We start from the raw sequence: 20,286 nt of genomic DNA on the forward strand, positions 1-20,286 counted from the left end.
CATTCGCTGTCCGCCCCCCATCTTTACATCAATCGGTTCGGGTGAGGCGACAACTAGCCTGACATGGGGGGCAGGCAAAGAAAAGTAGGTGCCGCCCCGCACAGGGGCAACGCTAATAGACCACTAAGAAAACAAGGAAAGGCCAAAAGACCAACATCAGAACAGACCACAAACCCAGCAAGAAAAAAACCAAAGACCCAGACAACCAACGAACCCCGTCAACCAGCCAGATACCCCGTGTGTAGCACAGTAAAATATCACCCATCCGCGCGCCAGCGCCCACCCCCACCCCCCACCGGCCCCGATCTTGAAACGCAAAATGCCCGCGCTAAACGCGCTAAAAGCCTTCGAAGTCGCCGGCCGCACGGGCAGCTTCACCCGCGCAGCGGAACTACTAAACGTCACACAAAGCGCAGTCAGCCGGCAAGTCCGGCAACTCGAAGCCCAACTTGGCGAGACCCTGCTCCAGCGTCACCATCACCACCTGGAACTCTCGGCCGCCGGCCGCATCCTCCTGCAAGCACTGCAACAATCATTCGACCGGATCGAACTCACCGTCCGCAGCCTGCAGGAAAAAACCCACCGCAACCGCCTGCGCATCAACGCGCCACCCACCTTCACGAGCCGCTGGCTAATGCCGCGTCTCGGGCGTCTGCGTGACGCGCATCCGCATCTCGAACTCAGTCTGTCGACCCGTCTCGACGACAATCTCGCCGAATCGGGCGTCCTCGACTGCGCCATCCGCTTCGGTAACGGCGAATGGGAAGGCGTCGACAACCGCCTGTTGATGAACGAACGGCACATCGCTGTCTGTGCGCCCGCATTGCTGGCACGGCAGGCCGGCCGCGCGGCCATCGATCTGAACCAGTTCACGTTGCTGCACGTGCTCGCGAGCGCCGATCAGCGCTATCTGACCTGGCAGCACTGGCTGAAAGCCGCCGGCATCGAAAACGTCGACACCCGCGGCGGCTACGAATTCGATCTGCTCGATCACGCAATCCGGGCCGCCATCGACGGGCTCGGCGTGACCATCGCCGATCGTCACATGATCGGCCGTGAACTCGCGGAAGGCCAACTCGTGCAGGTGCTGAACGTACATGTCGACGGACATCAATCCTATTGGCTCGTTACGCGTGCAGAACAGGACGAACTGCCACACGTCGCGCTGTTTCGCGACTGGTTGCAGCAGGAAATCTGGCTCACCGAACGTGCGCTCGATTCGTCGGAATCGGCACAGTCAGGCGCAGCAAGTTGATGCGGGGCAACTCGTCTGAGTATGCGAGCTCAGGCGACTCCAGTCCGTTTGCGCCACGCCGGTGTGACCCTTGCGTGATAAAAAAACGCGCCGATGCAATGCATTCGGCGCGTTTTCCTGACACCGCCAGCGGTGACTTCCAACCCGTCAGGCGGCCGCTGCCAACTCCACGGCCTTGGGTTCAAAGGCTGCTTCGACGGCGGCGTCCATGAGAATCATCTCGGCGCCCTTCTCCGCCACCATCATGGTCGGCGCATTGATGTTCCCCGACGTGATGTTCGGGAAGATCGACGCATCGACCACCCGCAAGCCGTCAACGCCGTGCACCCGCAAACGCGCGTCGACCACCGACGTATGCGGATCGTCACCCATCGCACACGATCCGCACAGGTGATAGATCGAGCCGGACTGCTCGCGGAAATACTGCAGGAAACCCTCACGCGTATTCACTTGCGGTCCCGGCGAAATTTCTTCGACCGTGATCTCTTGCAACGCCGGCGATGCCATCACCTTGCGCACCAGTTCGCAGCCCTGAATCACTTCGTCAATGTCTTTCTCCGTGGTCAGCGCATTGATGCGGATTTTCGCGGCGTCTTCGGCACGGTTCGACGCGATCTCGATCGATCCGCGACTCGTGGGCCGGCAAGGATTGAATGCCAGCAGGAAGCCCGAATACGGTTCGGGTTGAAGACTTGCTTTGCTGCTCTTCGGAATGCGGTACGACAGTGGATTGAAGTACAACTGCAGGTTGGGCTGCGCTTCCTGGTCGTTGCCCTTGAAGAAGCCGCCCGACTGATTCACGCTCATCGCGAGCGGTCCCTTGCGCGTCAGCAGATATTGCAGGCCAAGTTTGAGCTTGCCAAGCAGAGGACGCATCTCGTCGTTGAGCGTTTTCACGTTCGCGCGATAGTAGAAGCTCACGCACAAGTGGTCCTGCAGATTCTGCCCGACGGCGGGCAACTCCTTGACCATCGCAATGCGATGCTTCGCGAGCAATGCACTGTCGCCTACGCCTGAGAGTTGCAGTAACTTGGGCGAATCCACCGCGCCCGCCGCCAGAATCACCTCACGGTTCGCCATGAATTGCCGCGTGGCGCCGTTCTGCGTCACGCTCACGCCGATTGCCCGCTGGTTGCCGTCGAATAGCACGCGATTCGCCAACGCGTCGCGTTCGACCGTCAGGTTCTTGCGCGTCAGCACCGGATGCAGGTACTCGAAGCTGCTCGACGAACGCTGACCGTTGCGCGTACTCACGTCGTAGATGCCCGCGCCTTCGAATCGCGCGCCATTGAAGTCGTCGCTGCGTTTGTAGCCGGCCTGGTCGCAGCCTTTCAGGAATACATGACAGATCGGATGAACGGCATCTTTCATCGGCGTGATACGGATCGGGCCGTCCGCGCCGTGATACTCGGTGTTGCCGAGCGGATGCGATTCGAGCTTGCGGAAATACGGCAACACGTCGTGAAACGACCAGCCCGGGTTGCCCGCCGCGGCCCAGTCGTCGAAATCGTGCGGCTGGCCGCGTACATAGATCATCGCGTTGATCGAACCCGAGCCGCCCTGCACTTTGCCACGCGGACAATAGATCGGCCGGTTGTCGAGTTCCTTTTCGGGCTCGCTGTAGTACATCCAGTTATAGGTTTCGTTGTAGTACGTCTTGGTGAAACCCACCGGGATCCTGAACCAGAACGAGCTGTCCTTGCCGCCCGCCTCGAGCAGCAGGACCGAATATTGCCCCGACGCCGACAGGCGATTGGCGAGAATGCAGCCCGCCGAACCCGCGCCGACGATGATGTAATCGTAGTTCATGCTCTATGTCGCCAGACGGCGCCCAATCCATTGAATGCGTAAGACAGATAAATCCGACAGGCTCAACCCTTGGCCGGCGCGAGGTCTTTCACGTCGGCGGGACGAGCCGCCATTTGCAGATGCAGGCGCTCGCCGGTATACGGCGTGTGTTGCCGAACCACGTCCATGTTCAATTCCACCCCGAGGCCTGGTTCCTGTGAAGGAATGATGTAGCCGTCTTCCCATTGAATCGGTTTCTTCAACACCGCAGCGTGGAAACCATCCCACGTACCGATGCTTTCCTGAATCAGGAAGTTCGGCGTACAGGCTGCGAGCTGAATGCTGGCGGCAGCGCCAATCGGCCCGTTGTACAGATGCGGTGCGATCTGCGCGTAATACACCTCGGCAATCGCCGCGACTTTCTTCGCTTCGAGCAGACCGCCCACACGCGCCACGTTCAGTTGCAGAATCGATGCCGCACCCGCTTCGAGCAGCTTGAAGAACTCATACTTGGTGGTCAGGCGCTCGCCCGCGGCGATCGGAATACTCGTGTGCTGCGCGACTTGCGCCATGGCACCCTCCTGCCCCGGCGGCACGGGTTCTTCGAACCACAGCGGATCGTATTTCTCGAGGCGTTTGGCCAACCGGATCGCTGACGACGGCACCATCTGCCCGTGCGTGCCGAACAGCAGATCGGCCTTGCTGCCGACCGCTTCGCGCACACGGCGGCAGAACAGTTCGCAACGGTCCAGCACTTCCAGCGAAAGTTGATGACCGGAGTACGCCGTATACGGCCCCGCCGGATCGAACTTCACCGCGGTAAAACCACGCTTCACATTTTCAACGGCGCATTCGGCGGCGAGATCGGGATCGTCGTAGTCGTATTCGCCTTTGCTGTTCTTCGGATACAGGTACGTGTATGAGCGCAGGCGCTGGTTCACCATGCCACCGAGCAGTTCGTACACAGGCTTGCTGGCCGCCTTGCCGATAATGTCCCAGCACGCCATTTCCAATCCGCTCACCACGCCCATCATCGTCAGATCGGGGCGCTGCGTGAAACCGCTCGAATACGCTTCACGCCAGAGCCGTTCGATATGGTGCGGATCCTGATCGAGCAGGTAGCGGCCGAATACATCGTCGATGATGTGGGTCATCGCCTTCGGATGAAACGTCGCGGAATAGATCTCGCCGACGCCTTCAATACCGCAATCGGTCTTGAGCTTGACGAAGATCCAGTACATGCCGCCCACGTGCGGCGGCGGTACGGCGACGATATGCGTTTCGAGCGAGACGACTTTCATTTACGCAACCCCTTTTTTGCTAAGCATGTTTCTCAGCGCCAGGCCGGCAAAGCCGCCGAGCGCCGCCATTCCGGCCACATAGCCGAAGTAAAGCTGGTAACCGAAGACACCCGGGAAGTTCTGTGTCAGATAGCCGTTGATCAGCGGCAGGAACACATCGGGCGAATAGCCGAGGACGGAGATCAGGCCAATGGCGAGGCCCATCGTTTCGACCGGGATATTGCAGCGATCCAGCAGCGACCAGTACAGCCCGCGAATCGCGTAAGTCAGAATGCCGATGAACAAAACGAGGAACACCAGCAGCACATGGCTCGAGATACGCGGCGCGGCCATCAGGCCCAGCAGCGACACCGCAGCCAGGAACAGTGCGATCACCAGCACCGAGACTTTCGAATAACGGTCGCCGAGAAAGCCGCCGCCAATCCCGCCGATCGGCCGCATCCACAGCTTGAGCGTGGTGATCGTGCCGGCCATCACCACGGTCAAACCGATCTCGCCTTCATGCAGATACGCGGAGAAGCTATAGGTGGCCCAGAACACCTGATAGCCGCAGAACACGATGGCAGCGACCAGCCACAACTCGGGAATCGATGCGAGCGTTTTCAGATCGAGCAGCACGTTGCTGCGTTTGCGCGTGGCGCGGTTGGCGGCGGCGTCTTTTGTGCCTTGCGGATCTTTCACCAGCGCGAGCACCACGCCGAGCGCGATGCACAAAAAGGCGTACATATAGACGACCAGCCTGAAGCCGGCCGTCACCGGCTCGCCTTTGGTCTGTGTGAACCAGGCGAATAGCGTGATCGCAATGGTCGCGAGCATTGCTTCGATCAAACCGCGGCCGCCGTCGAGCAAGCCGAAGAAGCGGCCCTGCTCGTGCGTGCCGGCGATCATCGTCACGCGCTTGATAACCGCGGCCCAGAACGTCAAACCGGTCGACAGCCCCCAGCCGCCGAAAATCAGCATCAGCACGTTGAACGACGGCGCGGTGGAATACCACAAGCCGAGCACGCCGGTTGCGATCAGCGAAAAACAGATCAAAAGACGCGGCGCGATGCGGTCGGCAAGCCAGCCGCTCGGCAGGTAGCTCAGCAGAAAGATGGTGCCGAGCATCGAATACAGATAGCCAAGCTGACTATCGGTGATGTGAAACACTTCGAGCATGGTCGGCTGATAAACCTGCCGAAGATACAGAATCGGATAAATCGCACCGGCCGCCAGCACCAGCAGCATGAGTTGGATATAGCGCTGCGCCTTATTGCTTTCTAATGCGGCTTCGTCGCTTAACGCGAGCGAGGCAGTGGTTTGAACGGGTTGAGATGACACGTGAACGCTCCTGAGAGACACAGCGCCAGGCCGGGTCTCCAAATATTTTTATGAGTGCAGCGGTTTGCTGCGTTTTTTGCGGGTTTCAAGGCAACGCGTGCCGACTACTCCGAATCGCGCGGCACGCGCCGTTTTTGCGTCGATATCTGCTTCAATATCTGCGTCAGTACTTCATGACCACCAGACGGGTCTGCGTGAATTCGAGCATGCCGTGCTTGCCGTCGTCGCCGCCGAGACCCGAACGCTTCCAACCTGCGTGGAAACCTTGATACGGATCGGCCGGCGTGCGATTCACATACAACTCGCCAGCCTCGATGCCATTGGCGATCTTCATCGCGCTGCGGTAGTTCTCGGTATAAAGCACCGAGGACAAACCGAACTGGTGGTCGTTGGCCATCTCCAGCGCTTCATCCAGCGTGCGGTATTTGACGACCGGCATGATCGGACCGAAGGTTTCTTCCTGGATGATTTCCATGTCCTGCCGGCAATTCGACAGTAACGTGGCCGGATAGAAAAAGCCCTTGCCTTGCGGCAGCCTGCCGCCGGTTTCGAGCGTGGCACCCGCTGCAATTGCACGCTCCACCATGCCGTGAATCGACTCGCGCGACGCCTCGTTGACGAGCGGCCCCATCAGCGCAGGCTGTTCGCTGCGATCGCCGCTTTCCACCGCACTCATGTTTTTCTTCAGCAGCGCGACGAAACGGTCATGAACGCTTTCCTGCACATAGACGCGTTCGATTGCCGTGCAAAGCTGCCCGCAGTGAGTGGTTTTGGACGCAACCAGATCGCGTGCGGCCTTCTCGAGATCGGCATCTGCTTCGATGATGGCGGGCGTCTTGCCACCCAGTTCGAGCGAGGGCTTGGCGATATTCGCCTTGCAGTAGTCGAGCACCTTGCGGCCGGCGCCCACGCTGCCCGTCAGCGTGATCATGCCGACCTTGGGATGGGTGCAAAGCGCCTCGGCGGTTGCATGATTCATGGCGAGAATGTTCACGACGCCGGCCGGCAGCCCGGCCTTCTCCACCGCTTTCGCGATCTCGAACGCCGAGGTAGGCGTGTTGTTGCTCGGGCGCACCACCACGGCATTGCCGGCGATCAGCGCGGGCGCCACCTTGCGCATGAACGTGTAGACCGGGTAATTGAACGGGATCAGGCACGCGACCACGCCGATCGGTTCGCGATGCAGCACGAGGTTTTCGTCGGGCGTGTCGCTCGGAATCACCTCGCCTTCGATGCGGCGCGCCCACTCGGCGTGGTAGCGCGTGATCTGGCCGGCGTAGATCGCCTCATTGGTGGCATCGGCCACGCTCTTGCCCGACTCAAGCGCGAGCGCCGCGCCGATGGCGGGCGCGCATTCAGTAAGCGCATCCGCAAGCTTGTGCAGATAGACCGCGCGCTCGGCCGAAGGCAGCTTGCGCCAGCCCTTTTGCGCAGCGGCGGCAGCGTCGACCGCGGCGATCGCCTCCTCTCGGGTGGCGCCCGTGACGTGAGCAATCACGGCTCCGGTAGCGGGGTTGGTGACGGCGATACGTTCGTCGCTTGCCGCGTCGATAAAGCAGCCGTTAGCAAAATTCCGGTCGAGTCGCATGTCGTCTCCTGACAAAGCTGGTGCGGTGGTGCATTGCCTTCGGCTATTGCGTTCATGCCAAAGGTGCATGAACGGAATTTTTGTCCGCTGTTTGACGCACCACAAGCGAATAATTCGCGGGACAAACATTCGAAAAAGTCACGTTTATCCAGGGATGTGCCTCATACGCGTTTCGCATCTCGAATAGCAGAATCCAGCCTTTGCCAAAAAGCAGCGGCCTCTGAAGCTGGCCGGATCGTGGTTAGAACCGCGTTCTGAACCTCGCTCGGACCATCCGGCCGCTCATTACCAACGTCTGGAGCTCTCAATGAAAAAGAATCTCTTCGCTACCGCCGCTTTCACCACGCTCGCCTCGCTGGCGGCCCCATCCGCCTTCGCGCAGAGCAGCGTGACCTTGTATGGGGTGCTCGACGAAGGCATCGACTACACCAATAACGCCGGGCGCGGCGCCGTATGGGAAATGGCAAGCGGTTATGCGCAGGGCAGCCGCTGGGGCCTGAAGGGTTCGGAAGATCTGGGCGGGGGCATGAAGGCCGTGTTCCAGTTGGAAAACGGCTTCGACGTAAGCTCGGGACGGCTTGGCCAGGGCGGCCGCATGTTCGGCCGCCAGGCTTACGCAGGCTTGAGCGACGGACGGTTCGGCACAGTCACGCTCGGACGCCAGTACGACTCGGTGGTCGACTATCTCGCGCCGACCACGGCCAACGGCAACTGGGCCGGCTACCTGTTTGCGCACCCGTACGATAACGACAATACCGACAACTCGTTCCGGCTCGGCAATAGCGTGAAGTACACAAGCCCGGATATCGCGGGCTTCCAGTTCGGCGGCGTGTACAGCTTCAGCAACGACACGAACTTCGCGAACAACCGCGCCTACAGCTTTGGCGGCAAGTATTCAAACGGCGGGCTGTTGATTGCAGCCGCCTACCTGCAGTCGAACAATCCGGGGGCGGGGTCCACCGGCGCGATCACCGCGAACGACGCGAGCTTCATCGCCGGGCGCATGCGGGTATTCGGCGCCGGCATCAATTACACCTTCGGTTCGGCGACCGCCGGTTTTGCGTACACCAACTCGAACTATAAGGACCCGACCGGCAACGGCTATATCGGCATTCCGCTGGCGGCATCCGGTGTCACATTGAATACGCTGAAGTACCAGAATTTCGAAGTGAACGGCAAATATCAGTTCACGCCGGCCTTCTTTGTCGGCGCGCAGTACGTGTACACGATGGAGAACTACGATGCGTCGACCGGCAGCGTTAAGCCGAAGATTCACTCGGTCGGCTTAATGGCGGATTACAACCTGTCGACGCGCACGGACGTTTACGTGCAGGGCGAATTCCAGAAGGTCGCGGGCAGCTCGACCCATTCGATTCTCGACAATGCGTTCATCCCTGGCGTGCAGGCGCCGTCGTCGACGGGCAATCAGCTCGCGGTACGAGTCGCGCTGCGCCACCAGTTCTAAGCGTCAACAGGTTGCGAGTTGGCGGCTGGACGCGGCGCTACCGGTGTCAATCTTCCTCCACCGCCGCCTTCAATCTCGACAACGCCTGATCCCATTGCTGCGAGATCGCCTCGAGCGCTCGCCGCGCTTCGTCAAGGTGCGCCGGTTCAAATGCCCATAAGCGTTCACGGCCCATCTTGACATCGCGCACGAGGCCCGCATTGGCGAGCACCTGCAAATGCTGCGTGACCGACTGCCGAGTCATTTCCGTGCCGGCAGTCAACTGCGCAATCGACATCGCACTACCCGCGCACAACACGGCGATCAGACGCAGGCGCGTCTCGTCGCCGAGCGCCGCGAAAATCTGTGCGGAGCTTCGCAGCATGGCAGCCTTCACACGCGCAGGGCCGGCAGCCGGTTTGGCGCCGGACGGCTTGCCGGGTAACTTATCCTTTGGCGACATACTTCTCTATGTTGAGCATCTGTTCTTCCCAGCCGCCGGTATTCATGCGGAACGCTTCCGCGCGGCGCGAGGCGGGAATCTGGTTGAAACCCGATTCGATCACGCGCAGCAACGTGCCCGAATCGACCTCGCTCAGCTTGAATTCGACCAGCGTGGTGGGCTCCGACGAGTAATCGACCGTCACATCCACCGCGGCCGGATGCCAACGAAACGACAGATGGTGTTCCGGCTCGATGCGCTCCACCAGCACCTCCATGACGAGATGCTCATAACCCTGATAAGTGATCTTGCCTTGAATGGATTCACCGGCCACAAACTGCTTACCGTTGAAATTCACGCAAAACCATTTGCCGAATTCGTCGGCGTTGGATACCGCGCGCCACACGCGCGAGCGCGGCGCCTTCAGCAGAATCTGTTTTTCGATGCGGTCTGTAGATGCGCCTTCCGACTTGTCCGATGAGATTTTCATATGCAGCCTCCTGACTGCATATTAGGCACGTCGCTCACAACATGCAAGTATTTGCCTGCGTATTTTTTCGCACGCACCGGACATACCGGGCGTACCGAACGTACTCAACGTCTCCGTATCGATCGCCGACCTTCACCACCACCTTGCCAAATGCACCGCGTTCGAGATGCGCCAGCGCGGCAGGCAGTGGTCGAGTCGCATTACTCCGTTGCGTGCGCATGCATCACACTGCCATGCATCGACCACGCCATCCACGGACGGCGCAGTGCGACGATCGCGAGGAACGCGCAAGCGGCCAGCGCACCGAAAGTCGCGAAGCCCATCTGATAGCTGCCGGTGCTTTCCTTCGCGATGCCCATCACAACCGGCAGATAAAAGCCGCCAATGCCGCCCGCGGCGCCGACAATGCCCGACATCAGGCCGGTGCGGCCCGCCCAACGATGCGGCACCAACTGGAAGGTCGCGCCATTGCCCAGACCGAAGGCCACATACAGGCACAGCAGCAGCGCAATCCCGCCCACTACCGACGGCATCGCGGCGGCAAAGACGAGGTCGCACAGTGAAATGATCGCGAGCAGGAAGGTCAAGGCGCGCACGCCGGAAATCTTATCGGCAATCAATCCGCCGAGCGGCCGCACGATCGCGCCGGTCGCGGCCAGCAGCGCCATGAACAGACCTGCGTCGATCTTGGAGAGTTGATACAGATTCGTCAGCAGCAGCGAAACATACGACGACATACCGACAAAACCACCGAACGTGATGCTGTACACCAGCATAATCACCCACGTGTCGCGCTCGCCGAGCACCGTGCGGTAGCGCTTGGGCAATACCGCAATCGCCAGCAGCGCGCCGATCACCGGCAACAGCAGCACGCCGGTCTTGCCCGAGCCGAACATGCCTGCTTCAACCAGCAGCACGAGCACGATCAAACCGGCGAGCGTGATCGCGAAGCTGCCGAACGCACGCAGCACGCTGCCCGACTTGATGCCGGAATCGTTGGCCCAGAAGTACAGCGTGATACCGGCGATGGCGAGCAACGGCAGCGCGCCGGCAGTGGCCATTTGCCACCCGTAGTGCGCGGCCAGTTGGGGAAACAGGAAGCCGTCGAGCACCGCACCGATGTTGCCCGCAGCGGCGAGTCCCAGCACGAGGCCCTGCACTTTCGGCGGATAGTTGCTGCCGGCCATCGGCAGCGCCACCGCGAAGCTCGCGCCACCCACGCCGAGGAAGACGCCGAGCACCAGCAGCAAGGTGTACGACGGCACGAACGGCAACAGTGGCAGCACGATGGTCGGCACCGCCGAAAGCAACACGCCCATCAGCGCAATGCGTTTGCCATGCGCCGATTGATAGAGGTTACCGAGCGTCACGCGCAGGATTGCCGCCGACAGCACCGGTACGGCGACCAGCAAGCCTTGCTGCGCAGGCGTCATGGCAATGCTCTTGCTGATGAACGGCGCGAGCGGTCCGTACAGCACCCAGACCGTGAAGCCGGTGTCGAAGTAGAGAAAACACGCCACCAGTGCGCGCCAGTCTCCGCTCTTTAGTGAGCTCATCACGTTTTTCATTAGGCATCCTCAAATAGACTGACTGTTTTCAAACCTGGCGCATCGCGCTGATCCATTGCGCTCGTGCACTGCGCACCGGAATGATCATGACGTTGAATTCCGGTCTGGACATGCAACCTCCATGCCATCCGGGCTCTGCTTGTGAAGCTGTACTGCGTACTCGGCTGGATCGCGATGCGGCACACCACGCCACCGCGTTAAAAGTCAATAAACGTCACGCACGTAACGCTTTTCCTGCGCCAGATGGCTCACATACTCAGCGGCTTTTTCTTCGCTCATGCCGCCGTGCCGGGCGACCACATGCCTGAGCGTCGCGTCCACGTCTCTTGCCATCCGGTTTGCGTCACCGCAGACGTAGAAATGCGCACCGTCTTCGAGCCATGCCCACAATTGCGCACCCTGCTCGCGCATGCGGTCCTGCACATAAATTTTTTCCGTTTGATCGCGCGAGAAAGCGAGGTCGAGCCGGGTTAGAACACCGCTGTCCCGCATCGCCTCAAGTTCGTCGCGATAGTAGAAATCGGTGGCTGCGTGTTGCTCGCCAAAGAACAACCAGTTGCGGCCCTTGTCACCCCGTGCACGCCGTTCGTGCAGAAATCCGCGAAACGGGGCAATGCCGGTGCCTGGACCGACCATGATGATCGGCGTGCCGGGAACATGAGGAAGCCGAAAGTGTGCGGACTTCTGCACGAATACCGGCACGCTGACGTCGCTCGCGCGGTCGGCGAGGAACGTCGACGAGACGCCCTTGCGCTGGCGGCGCCCGTTGCTATAGCGAACGGCTGCAACCGTCAGATGAACTTCGCCGGGATGCGCTTTCGGGCTCGATGCAATCGAATACAAACGCGGTTGCAGGCGCTTGAGCATGCCGGTCAATTCGGCTGCCGTCAGCTTGACGGGAAACTCGTGAAGGACGTCGACGAGCTGTTGGCCCCACAGCCATTGTTTGAGATCGGCCTTGCGCTCGGTGCCGAGCAGATCGCGCAATGCGCTGTTGCTGCTGCGGGCGGCAATGAATGCGAGCGCAGCGGGGCTGGGGCGCGCGATTTCGTAGTGCCTCGCGAGCGCGTCGGCGAGATGCATTTCACCCACGCCTGACACGTTGACCGTCGCGTCCGCGCTCAAACCGCTCAGGCCGATCAACTCGTCGACCAGTTCAGGGCAGTTGCTCGGCCATACGCCCAGCGCGTCGCCCACTTCGTATTCGAGGCCCGCGTCGCCCGTGCTCAACGAGAAGTAACGCGTGTCCTTCGCGGCGCCGTGTCTGTTCAACCGCAGGTTGCCGATGAGACGCGATGCGGCCGGCCGCGTCCTGGTCGGCACGGCGCCTGGCACCACCGCGTTGATCATGCCGCCAGGCGGCACCGCATGCAGCGCCGCATCTTCTTCCTTGATGCGCACGATGATGCTTTCCAGCCATGCGTCAGCCTGTTCCTGATACTCGCTGTCGCAGTCTACCCGGTCCATCAAACGCAGCGCGCCTTGAGCGGCGAGGCGTTCGTCCAGACGGCGCCCATGGCCGCAAAACTGATCGTAGTTGCGATCGCCCAATGCGAGTACCGCGTAGCGTAATCCGTCGAGACGAGGCGCGGCGTCACTGGTCAGTTGCGACCACAGACCTTGTGCGTTGTCGGGTGGATCGCCGTCGCCGAAGGTGCTCGACATCAGCAACACATACTGCGCTTTCGCCAGCGCGGAGACCGGATAGTCCGCCATGCACGCGGTGCGGATTTCGAAACCCGACTCCATCAACCGCGTGGCATAACGCTCGGTCAGCGATTCCGTGTTGCCGGTTTGCGAGGCCCACAACAGAGTCACCTTGGGTCGCACACGCAAGATACGCACACCGGATGCCTGCGTGGCGTCGTCATGCGGTGCGGCAAGCGTACCGGCACGCACCGCCGCATGAGTTCCACTGCGGCTATACAGTCCGGCCAGCAAACCGTCCACATACAGGCGGTTTGCGGGATCAAACGGGGCGCCGGGCGGAAGAACCGGTACGCTGTCGATGCCTTGTCCTTCAACCGAACGCAGAGCGCTAACGAAACCGGTCAGATACGCCCGCTCGGACTCCGTGAACGACGGCGCCGGCGTCGGTGGAAGCTGCAACAGGCTAGTCAGTGCATCGATGCGGGGCATGTCCGGTTCCTTCATGTTCGCCGTGTCCGCCGATAGTGCGTTCGAACTTGCCACGTCGACTCCGGCGGCAGGCGGCTCAGTGAGCGACTCGGTGAGCGGCTCGGTGCGCGCAATGAGCGCCCCGTCATCACCACTCGAAACCGGTTCGATGGCATCGGCCGCAACCGGGCTCAACGCTACCGCGCAGAACTTGAGTTCGGGTTGCTGCGAGATCGGATCGACGGCATCACTGGTGACGGCATTGATGCAGAAATCGTCGCCGAAGACGTCGTTCCAGTGCATCGGCGCAAAACAGTTGCCTGCCTGCACCCGCTTCGTGACGACTGCCGGCAACACAACACGGCCACGCCGCGAGCGGATCTCGACCGGATCGCTAGCCTTGATGCCGAGCGTGGCCGCATCTTCAGGATGAATCTCGACGAATGGGCCCGGGTTCAGCTTGTTGAGCATCGCGACCTTGCCGGTCTTGGTCATGGTGTGCCATTGATGCTGCAAGCGGCCCGTATTCAACACGATCGGAAATTCGCCATCGGGTAATTCCGCCGGGGCTGCATAGGCACGGGCAAAAAACACGGCCTTGCCGCTTGCGGTCGGAAACACCAGCCGTGGACGGCTGCCGTCGGGTCCTTCCTTCAGTGTCTGGCTAACGCCGTCGTTGAGATAGCGAATGGGATTGCGCTCGGCGGCGTCGCTGGAAGCAAGCGGCCATTGCAGCGGCGTATCCTTTAACCGCCGATGGCTCGCGCCGCGCAGGTCGTAGCCGGTTTTCGGATTCGACACGCGGGTGATTTCCGCGAAAACTTCATCCGCGCTGGCATAGCTGAACGCATCGGCAAAACCCATTTCACATGCCACGCGCGCGATGATCTGCCAGTCCGGCAACGCGGCGCCTGGTGGCTCGATGCCTTTTTGCATCAGCGTCAGATTGCGCTCGGAGTTGATCATCACGCCTTCGGCTTCGGCCCACAGCGCGCCTGGCAAGAGCACATCGGCGTAGCGGTTGGTCTCGGTATCGAGGAACGCATCCTGTGCAATCACGAGCTCCGCCGCGCGCAATCCGGCAATAGCGTTCTGACGGTTCGCGACACTTGCCACCGGATTCGTGCAGATAATCCAGCACGCCTTGATCTCGCCCGCGGCCATGCGGGTGAACATGTCGATCGTGCCGTTACCGGCCTGCGTTTTCAGTGTGCCCTTCGGAATGCCCCACAGTTCTTCGATAAAGACGCGGTCTTCTTCGACCAGCACCGATCGCTGGCCCGGCAAACCCGGTCCCATGTAGCCCATTTCACGGCCGCCCATCGCGTTGGGCTGGCCGGTCAGCGAGAACGGGCCACTGCCGCGGCGGCAGATCTTGCCGGTCGCCAGATGCAGATTGCAGATCGCGTTCGTGTGCCACGTGCCGTGCGTGCTCTGATTCAGGCCCATGGTCCAGCAGCTCATCCACTCCGGCGCCGCGCCGATCATCCGCGCGGCCTGGCGGATGTCCTCGGCGGCAAGGCCGGTTATCTCGGCTACCTTCTCCGCTGTGTAGTCCGCGAGAAAGGCCGGCATCGACTCCCAGCCTTGCGTGACGTCGGCGATAAAAGCGGCATCCGTGTGGCCGTTTTCGTGCAGCAGATGCAGCAGGCCATTGAGCAATGCCAGATCGGTACCCGGCTTGATTTGCAGAAAAAGGTCGGCCTTATCCGCGGTCGTATTGCGGCGCGGATCGACCACAATCAGTTTTGCGCCCGCCTTCACGCGATCCATCATCCGCAGGAACAGAATCGGGTGACAGTCGGCCATGTTCGCGCCGATCACGAAGAACAGGTCGGCGTGATCGATGTCGTCGTACGATCCCGGCGGCCCGTCCGCACCAAGCGAGAGTTTGTAGCCGCTGCCCGCGCTCGCCATGCAAAGACGCGAGTTCGATTCGATGTTGTTGGTGCCGACAAAACCCTTGGCGAGCTTGTTGACGAGATACTGCGCTTCGATCGACATTTGCCCGGACACATAGAACGACAGCGCGTCCGGTCCGTGTGCATCGAGCAGCCCACGCAGACGCGCGGCCGTGTCGCTGATCGCCTGTGCCATCGGCAGCGGTGTCGGGTCCTGGCCACGGGCATGCCGCACGAACGCCCCTTCCAGGCGCCCGGACTTGCGCAACGCGACGTGCGCCGACTGCCCTTTCGTGCAGAGCCGTCCGAAGTTGGCCGGATGCTCCCTGTCGCCGGAGATTTTCACGACCTGGCCGTCCTCGACATGCAGCACCATTCCGCAGCCGACGCCGCAGTAGGGGCACACCGTTTTGACGTTACGGGAGGACATGGCAGGCGGCATCGTTCGAGAAGGTCAATAAGGAATGCATGACTCAGATCGCGACCCACACCTGCCCGTTTTCCACCCGCGCGGCGAACGCGTTGACGGAATACGCCGGTGTTTCGAGGCACTCGCCGGTGCGCAGATCGAAGTGATGCTTGTAGATTGGCGACGCGACCACGACGCGCTCGCCGAGACTGCCGATCAACCCGCGCGACAGCACGGCGGCTTGCGAGCCCGGATCGTAGTTTTCGATCGCATACACGACGGTCTCCGCTTCGCCGTTGTCCACGTGAAATACCGCCACCTGTTCGCCATTGACGAGCGCGCATACACCTGTGTTGGGAACGATGTCGTCGAGCGGGCAAATCGGTGTCCAGGCAAGCGGAAGACGGTCAAGGTTCATGGCGTGGGTCCTCGATGAGTGACACAAAAAATCAAACGGTTTCGGCAACCACAGGAATCGCAGCGAGCTTCGAGCGCCGCTCGTCGAGCGTCGCGGGCCGGATCTGGCCGCGTTCCTCGACGAACGCGACGTTACTGTCCGGCTCGCCGCTGTTGACGAAATGACGGAAGCGCTTGCGCGTTTCAGGATCGGTGACGGCTTTTTTCCATTCGCATTCGTAGGTGTCGACCACGTGCTGCATGTCCGCTTCGAGCTCCGCCGCCACGCCCAGGCGATCGTTGACGATCACGTCCTTCAGATAGTCGAGTCCGCCTTCGAGGTTGTCGCGCCATACGCTGGTGCGTTGCAGACGGTCAGCCGTGCGCACGTAGAACATCAGGAAACGGTCGATGTAGCGCACCAGCGTTTCCTTGTCGAGGTCCGAGGCGAGCAATTCTGCATGGCGCGGTTTCATGCCGCCGTTGCCGCAGACGTAGAGATTCCAGCCCTTTTCGGTGGCGATGATGCCGACGTCCTTGCCCTGCGCTTCCGCGCATTCGCGCGTGCAGCCGGACACGCCGAATTTGATCTTGTGCGGTGTCCGCAGGCCCTTGTAGCGATTCTCGAGTTCAACCGCGAGGCCCACAGAATCGCCGACGCCATAGCGGCACCACGTCGAACCCACACACGACTTCACCGTGCGCAGCGACTTGCCGTATGCATGGCCCGATTCGAAACCGGCCGCGATCAGTTCTTCCCAGATCAACGGCAGTTGCTCTACGCGCGCGCCGAACAGATCGACCCGCTGGCCACCGGTGATCTTCGTGTACAGGCCGTATTTCTTCGCGACCTGGGCGACCGCGATCAAACCGTCGGGCGTCACTTCGCCACCGGCCATGCGCGGCACGACCGAATATGTGCCGTCGCGCTGGATGTTGGCAAGGTAGTAATCGTTGGTGTCCTGCAAGGAGGCATGCTCCTTCTTCAGCACGAATTCGTTCCAGCACGAGGCGAGAATGCTCGCCACGGCCGGCTTGCAGATATCGCAGCCGAGACCGTGACCGTGCTTCGCCAGCAATTCGCCGAAGCTGCGCAGGCCTTCCACGCGCACGATGTGATACAGCTCCTGGCGCGAATACGGGAAGTGCTCGCACAGATGGTTGTTGACCGCGAGGCCCTGCTTCTTCATCTCGGCTTTCATCACCTGCGTGACGAGCGGCACACAGCCGCCGCATGAAGTGCCGGCCTGGGTCGCGCACTTCAACGCGCCGATATCGGTCGCGCCTGCGCAAACGGCCGTGCACAGGTCGCCCTTCGAGACGTTGTTGCACGAGCAGATCTGCGCGCTGGCGGGCAAGGCCTCGACCCCGAGCGCCGGTTTCGCCTGACCGTCTGACGACGGCAGGATCAGGAATTCGGGCGAAGCCGGCAACTCGATCCGGTTCAGCATCATCTGCAGAAGCGTGCCGTATTCGCTCGCGTCGCCCACCATCACGCCGCCGAGCAGGTACTTGCCGCATTCGGACACCACCAGCTTCTTGTAGATCTGCTTGCGTTCGTCGCTGAACTGATAGGCGCGGCTGCCGGGCGTTTTGCCGTGAGCGTCGCCGATGCTGGCCACGTCCACCCCCATCAGCTTCAGTTTGGTGCTCATGTCGGCGCCGGCGAATTCCGCCGGGTCGCCGAGCAGTTGCTTCGCCACCGTGCGCGCCATGTCATAACCCGGCGCTACGAGGCCGAACAGTTGGCCGTTCCACAGCGCACACTCGCCGATCGCGTAGATGTGCGGGTCGCTGGTGCGGCACGCGTTGTCGATCACGATGCCACCGCGCTCGCCGAGCGCGAGGCCGCTCGCGCGGGCGAGATCGTCACGCGGACGAATGCCCGCGGAGAACACGATCATGTCGGTGTCGAGGAAGCTGCCGTCGGCGAACTGCATCCGATGCGTACCGTTCTCGCCGTCGACAATCGCGGTGGTGTTCTTCTGCGTGTGCACCGTCACACCGAGTTCTTCGATCTTGCCGCGCAGCACGCGACCGCCGCCATCGTCCACTTGCACCGCCATCAGGCGCGGCGCGAATTCGACCACGTGCGTTTGCAGGCCCATGTCGCGCAATGCTTTCGCGCATTCGAGACCGAGCAGGCCACCGCCGACCACCGTGCCGGTCTTCGAGCGCGCACCGCATTCCTGCATGGCTTCGAGATCGTCGATGGTGCGGTAGACGAAGCAGTCGGCCCGTTCGCGGCCTTGCACGGGCGGCACGAACGGATAGGAGCCGGTGGCGAACACCAGCTTGTCATACGCCAGGGTTTCGCCGGTCGACACCGTCACGACGCGCGCATCCCGATCGATCGCCACCGCTTTCGCATTCAGTTTCAGCAAGACGTTCTGACGTTCGAAGAAACCCGGTTCGACGAGCGACAGATCGTCCGCCGTCTTGCCCGCGAAGAATTCGGACAGATGCACGCGGTCGTATGCGGGGCGGGATTCTTCGCACAGCACCGTGATGTCGAGGCCATGCGCCGCGTCTTGTGCCAGGCATTCGACCAGTTTGTGGCCGACCATCCCGTGACCGATAACGATGATTTTCATGACCGCGGTTCCTTGGTGTGCTGAGCTTGCTGTGCTTCGATCGCTGACGCGTAGCCTCTGGCGAAAGCGACTCCGGAAATAAAAACGGCGTCCCGCGAACCCAGTCGATGACTGAATTCGGGGGACGCCGTTGTCCTGACCTGTGCTGCAGCGGGTGCTCTGTTGTTGCACTCGCGCCGGATCCACGTTGATCCGATGGCAACGTTTAATGCAAAGCCTATGCCAGGCGTGCGAAATATGGGCTGCAGCGCCGTGGCGCGGGCCTTGGCGGCAAATTAGAAAAGGCTGCGGTGAACCGTGTGTGCGTCACGCTTTGATGCAGGGAAGCACAGGGATGGTGCGACGCAGCACTGTGCTCGTGCGAACCGCGAGCATGCGGCCGGTGCCGCCTCGGCAGTTGGCTGCGGCCGGGGCCATCGCCCGGGCCGCGTGTCATCACGCTGCGATCGGCATCCTCGCCACAAAGACCGTGCCCTCCGCGGCGGACGATCTGACTTCGAGCTTGCCGCCATGGGCCAGCACGATCTGCTTGCAGATATACAGGCCGAGCCCCAAGCCGCCGCCCGGCTTGCTGGTGGGCGGCCGCCAGTAAGGCTCGAAGACCTTGTGCAGGACATCCGGCGCGATTGCGTCGCCGCCGTTCAACACGCTCAGCACGAACTCGCCGTTCTCCACCCGGGCCGTCACCTTCACCGGAAACTCCGCGGCGCCGTGCGTCAGCGCGTTGCCGAGCAGATTCGAAAGCAGTTGCTGCACGCGCATGCGGTCACAACGAACCCGCGCGGCGATCGCGATATCGTCGGCCACCATCCGTTCCGGATTGGCCTCGCGCGCTTCGTCAACCACCGCGCGCAACGCGCCCGCCAGATCGTCGACGTCTCCGATCGACACGTCGACACCGGAACCCAGACGCCCGCGCGCGAAATCCATCACATCGTCGATCAGGCGCGCCATGCGCAAGGTTGTGGTCTTCAGGCGCTGGCCGATTTTCACGAGATCGGGTTCGTTCTTGCGCAGCGTCAGCAACTCGGCGGTGGCACTGACCGCCGAGAGCGGATTGCGCAAGTCGTGGCCAAGCACCGCGATAAACTGCTCGCGCAAGCTCGAATTCTCCCGTTCGTGGAATAATGCCGCCTCCGTCTCCTGCTGGCGCCCTTGCGTGACGAGCTGGGCCGCGATCAGATCGGCGAATACCTCGAACATGCCTAGCGTGCGCGCATTCGAAAGATCGTGCGGATTCGGATCGATCGCGCAGAGATTACCGAAGTAGCTGCCATCAGGCAAAACGATCGGTACGGAGATATAACTTCCCAACTTGTAGATCTGCGCTGTGTGATGCTCCCTGTAGACCGGGTCTTCAGTGAAATTATCGATCACGATCGACGCAAGTGCGGCGCGCGACTCGAAACACAGCGTGGTGTGCAGATCGAGCTGGCCGCCGGCGACCAGGCCGAAGCTCACTTCGTCCTGCACCGCACAGGCGGTCCAGCTGTGTTCCGTGACCCGGGCGACCGCTGCAAAGCCCATTCCGGTGTTTTTGCAGATCATGCGCAGGATCGACGGCACCGCATCGATGCGGCTGACCGCCTCGATGTCCCGCGCGATTCGCGCTTCCTTTTCATCCCCAAACGGCAATTTATTCATAAGAAGCGGTGGCGGATAGCGTGCTGAA

13 protein-coding genes are annotated in these 20,286 nt (G+C 61.4%); 2 read left to right on the forward strand and 11 right to left on the reverse strand.

The window, feature by feature from the left end:
* The first annotated feature begins 319 nt into the window (after positions 1-319).
* Complete coding sequence (locus tag HWX91_RS28495; RefSeq protein ID WP_028196504.1) at positions 320-1,255, forward strand: LysR substrate-binding domain-containing protein; 936 nt, start codon at positions 320-322, stop codon at positions 1,253-1,255.
* 147 nt (positions 1,256-1,402) lie between these two features.
* Here the strand turns inward: HWX91_RS28495 and HWX91_RS28500 are convergent, their stop codons facing one another.
* The 4 genes from HWX91_RS28500 to aldA form a co-directional block, all read right to left on the reverse strand.
* A complete protein-coding gene (locus HWX91_RS28500) occupies positions 1,403-3,064 on the reverse strand; it encodes a GMC family oxidoreductase (RefSeq protein WP_028196505.1) in 1,662 nt (553 codons plus the stop codon).
* A gap of 62 nt (positions 3,065-3,126) precedes the next feature.
* Positions 3,127-4,344 carry a mandelate racemase/muconate lactonizing enzyme family protein gene (locus HWX91_RS28505; RefSeq protein WP_028196506.1) on the reverse strand — a complete coding sequence of 406 codons (1,218 nt, stop codon included), beginning with the start codon at positions 4,342-4,344 and terminating at the stop codon, positions 3,127-3,129.
* A complete protein-coding gene (locus HWX91_RS28510) occupies positions 4,345-5,664 on the reverse strand; it encodes an MFS transporter (protein WP_028196507.1) in 1,320 nt (439 codons plus the stop codon). It abuts the gene before it with no gap.
* 163 nt (positions 5,665-5,827) lie between these two features.
* The gene (gene aldA / locus HWX91_RS28515; RefSeq protein WP_028196508.1) at positions 5,828-7,252 is read right to left on the reverse strand and encodes an aldehyde dehydrogenase; all 1,425 of its coding nucleotides are present in this window, start codon (positions 7,250-7,252) and stop codon (positions 5,828-5,830) included.
* Between the two features lie 307 nt (positions 7,253-7,559).
* On the opposite strand from aldA, the gene HWX91_RS28520 reads away from it, so the two are divergent.
* Complete coding sequence (locus HWX91_RS28520) at positions 7,560-8,717, forward strand: porin (protein ID WP_028196509.1); 1,158 nt, start codon at positions 7,560-7,562, stop codon at positions 8,715-8,717.
* Positions 8,718-8,763: 46 nt separating this feature from the next.
* Here HWX91_RS28520 and HWX91_RS28525 read toward each other — a convergent pair whose 3' ends face one another.
* The 7 genes from HWX91_RS28525 to HWX91_RS28555 all read right to left on the reverse strand — a co-directional run bounded on the left by HWX91_RS28525 (position 8,764) and on the right by HWX91_RS28555 (position 20,258).
* Positions 8,764-9,159 carry an ArsR/SmtB family transcription factor gene (locus HWX91_RS28525; protein ID WP_081833054.1) on the reverse strand — a complete coding sequence of 132 codons (396 nt, stop codon included), beginning with the start codon at positions 9,157-9,159 and terminating at the stop codon, positions 8,764-8,766.
* The gene (locus HWX91_RS28530; RefSeq protein ID WP_028196511.1) at positions 9,143-9,628 is read right to left on the reverse strand and encodes an SRPBCC family protein; all 486 of its coding nucleotides are present in this window, start codon (positions 9,626-9,628) and stop codon (positions 9,143-9,145) included. Before HWX91_RS28530 ends, HWX91_RS28525 begins: the two co-directional genes overlap by 17 nt.
* Positions 9,629-9,828: 200 nt before the next feature.
* Positions 9,829-11,196, reverse strand: a complete 1,368-nt coding sequence (locus HWX91_RS28535; protein ID WP_028196512.1) for an MFS transporter — start codon at positions 11,194-11,196, stop codon at positions 9,829-9,831.
* 204 nt (positions 11,197-11,400) lie between these two features.
* On the reverse strand, positions 11,401-15,645 hold the full coding sequence (locus tag HWX91_RS28540; protein WP_028196513.1) for a sulfite reductase subunit alpha: 4,245 nt from the start codon (positions 15,643-15,645) through the stop codon (positions 11,401-11,403).
* A gap of 43 nt (positions 15,646-15,688) precedes the next feature.
* Positions 15,689-16,042, reverse strand: a complete 354-nt coding sequence (nirD, locus tag HWX91_RS28545; protein WP_028196514.1) for a nitrite reductase small subunit NirD — start codon at positions 16,040-16,042, stop codon at positions 15,689-15,691.
* A 31-nt stretch (positions 16,043-16,073) separates the two neighbouring features.
* Positions 16,074-18,614, reverse strand: a complete 2,541-nt coding sequence (gene nirB, locus HWX91_RS28550) for a nitrite reductase large subunit NirB (protein WP_028196515.1) — start codon at positions 18,612-18,614, stop codon at positions 16,074-16,076.
* Between the two features lie 435 nt (positions 18,615-19,049).
* Positions 19,050-20,258 (reverse strand): sensor histidine kinase, encoded by a 1,209-nt coding sequence (locus tag HWX91_RS28555; protein ID WP_042274964.1) that lies wholly within the window; start codon positions 20,256-20,258, stop codon positions 19,050-19,052.
* Positions 20,259-20,286: the final 28 nt, after the last annotated feature.

It is taken from the genome of Paraburkholderia fungorum (genome assembly GCF_902833645.1).
In the GTDB taxonomy this organism is placed as follows: Bacteria; Pseudomonadota; Gammaproteobacteria; order Burkholderiales; family Burkholderiaceae; genus Paraburkholderia; species Paraburkholderia fungorum.

Coding starts and splice junctions, on each gene's coding strand:
- HWX91_RS28520 (WP_028196509.1), top strand. CDS start 7,560: ATGAAAAAGAATCTCTTCGCTACCGCCGCTTTCACCACGCTCGCCTCG.
- nirB (WP_028196515.1), bottom strand. CDS start 18,614: ATGAAAATCATCGTTATCGGTCACGGGATGGTCGGCCACAAACTGGTC.
- HWX91_RS28495 (WP_028196504.1), top strand. CDS start 320: ATGCCCGCGCTAAACGCGCTAAAAGCCTTCGAAGTCGCCGGCCGCACG.
- HWX91_RS28505 (WP_028196506.1), bottom strand. CDS start 4,344: ATGAAAGTCGTCTCGCTCGAAACGCATATCGTCGCCGTACCGCCGCCG.
- HWX91_RS28540 (WP_028196513.1), bottom strand. CDS start 15,645: ATGTCCTCCCGTAACGTCAAAACGGTGTGCCCCTACTGCGGCGTCGGC.
- HWX91_RS28500 (WP_028196505.1), bottom strand. CDS start 3,064: ATGAACTACGATTACATCATCGTCGGCGCGGGTTCGGCGGGCTGCATT.
- nirD (WP_028196514.1), bottom strand. CDS start 16,042: ATGAACCTTGACCGTCTTCCGCTTGCCTGGACACCGATTTGCCCGCTC.
- HWX91_RS28525 (WP_081833054.1), bottom strand. CDS start 9,159: ATGTCGCCAAAGGATAAGTTACCCGGCAAGCCGTCCGGCGCCAAACCG.
- aldA (WP_028196508.1), bottom strand. CDS start 7,252: ATGCGACTCGACCGGAATTTTGCTAACGGCTGCTTTATCGACGCGGCA.
- HWX91_RS28555 (WP_042274964.1), bottom strand. CDS start 20,258: ATGAATAAATTGCCGTTTGGGGATGAAAAGGAAGCGCGAATCGCGCGG.
- HWX91_RS28530 (WP_028196511.1), bottom strand. CDS start 9,628: ATGAAAATCTCATCGGACAAGTCGGAAGGCGCATCTACAGACCGCATC.
- HWX91_RS28535 (WP_028196512.1), bottom strand. CDS start 11,196: ATGAAAAACGTGATGAGCTCACTAAAGAGCGGAGACTGGCGCGCACTG.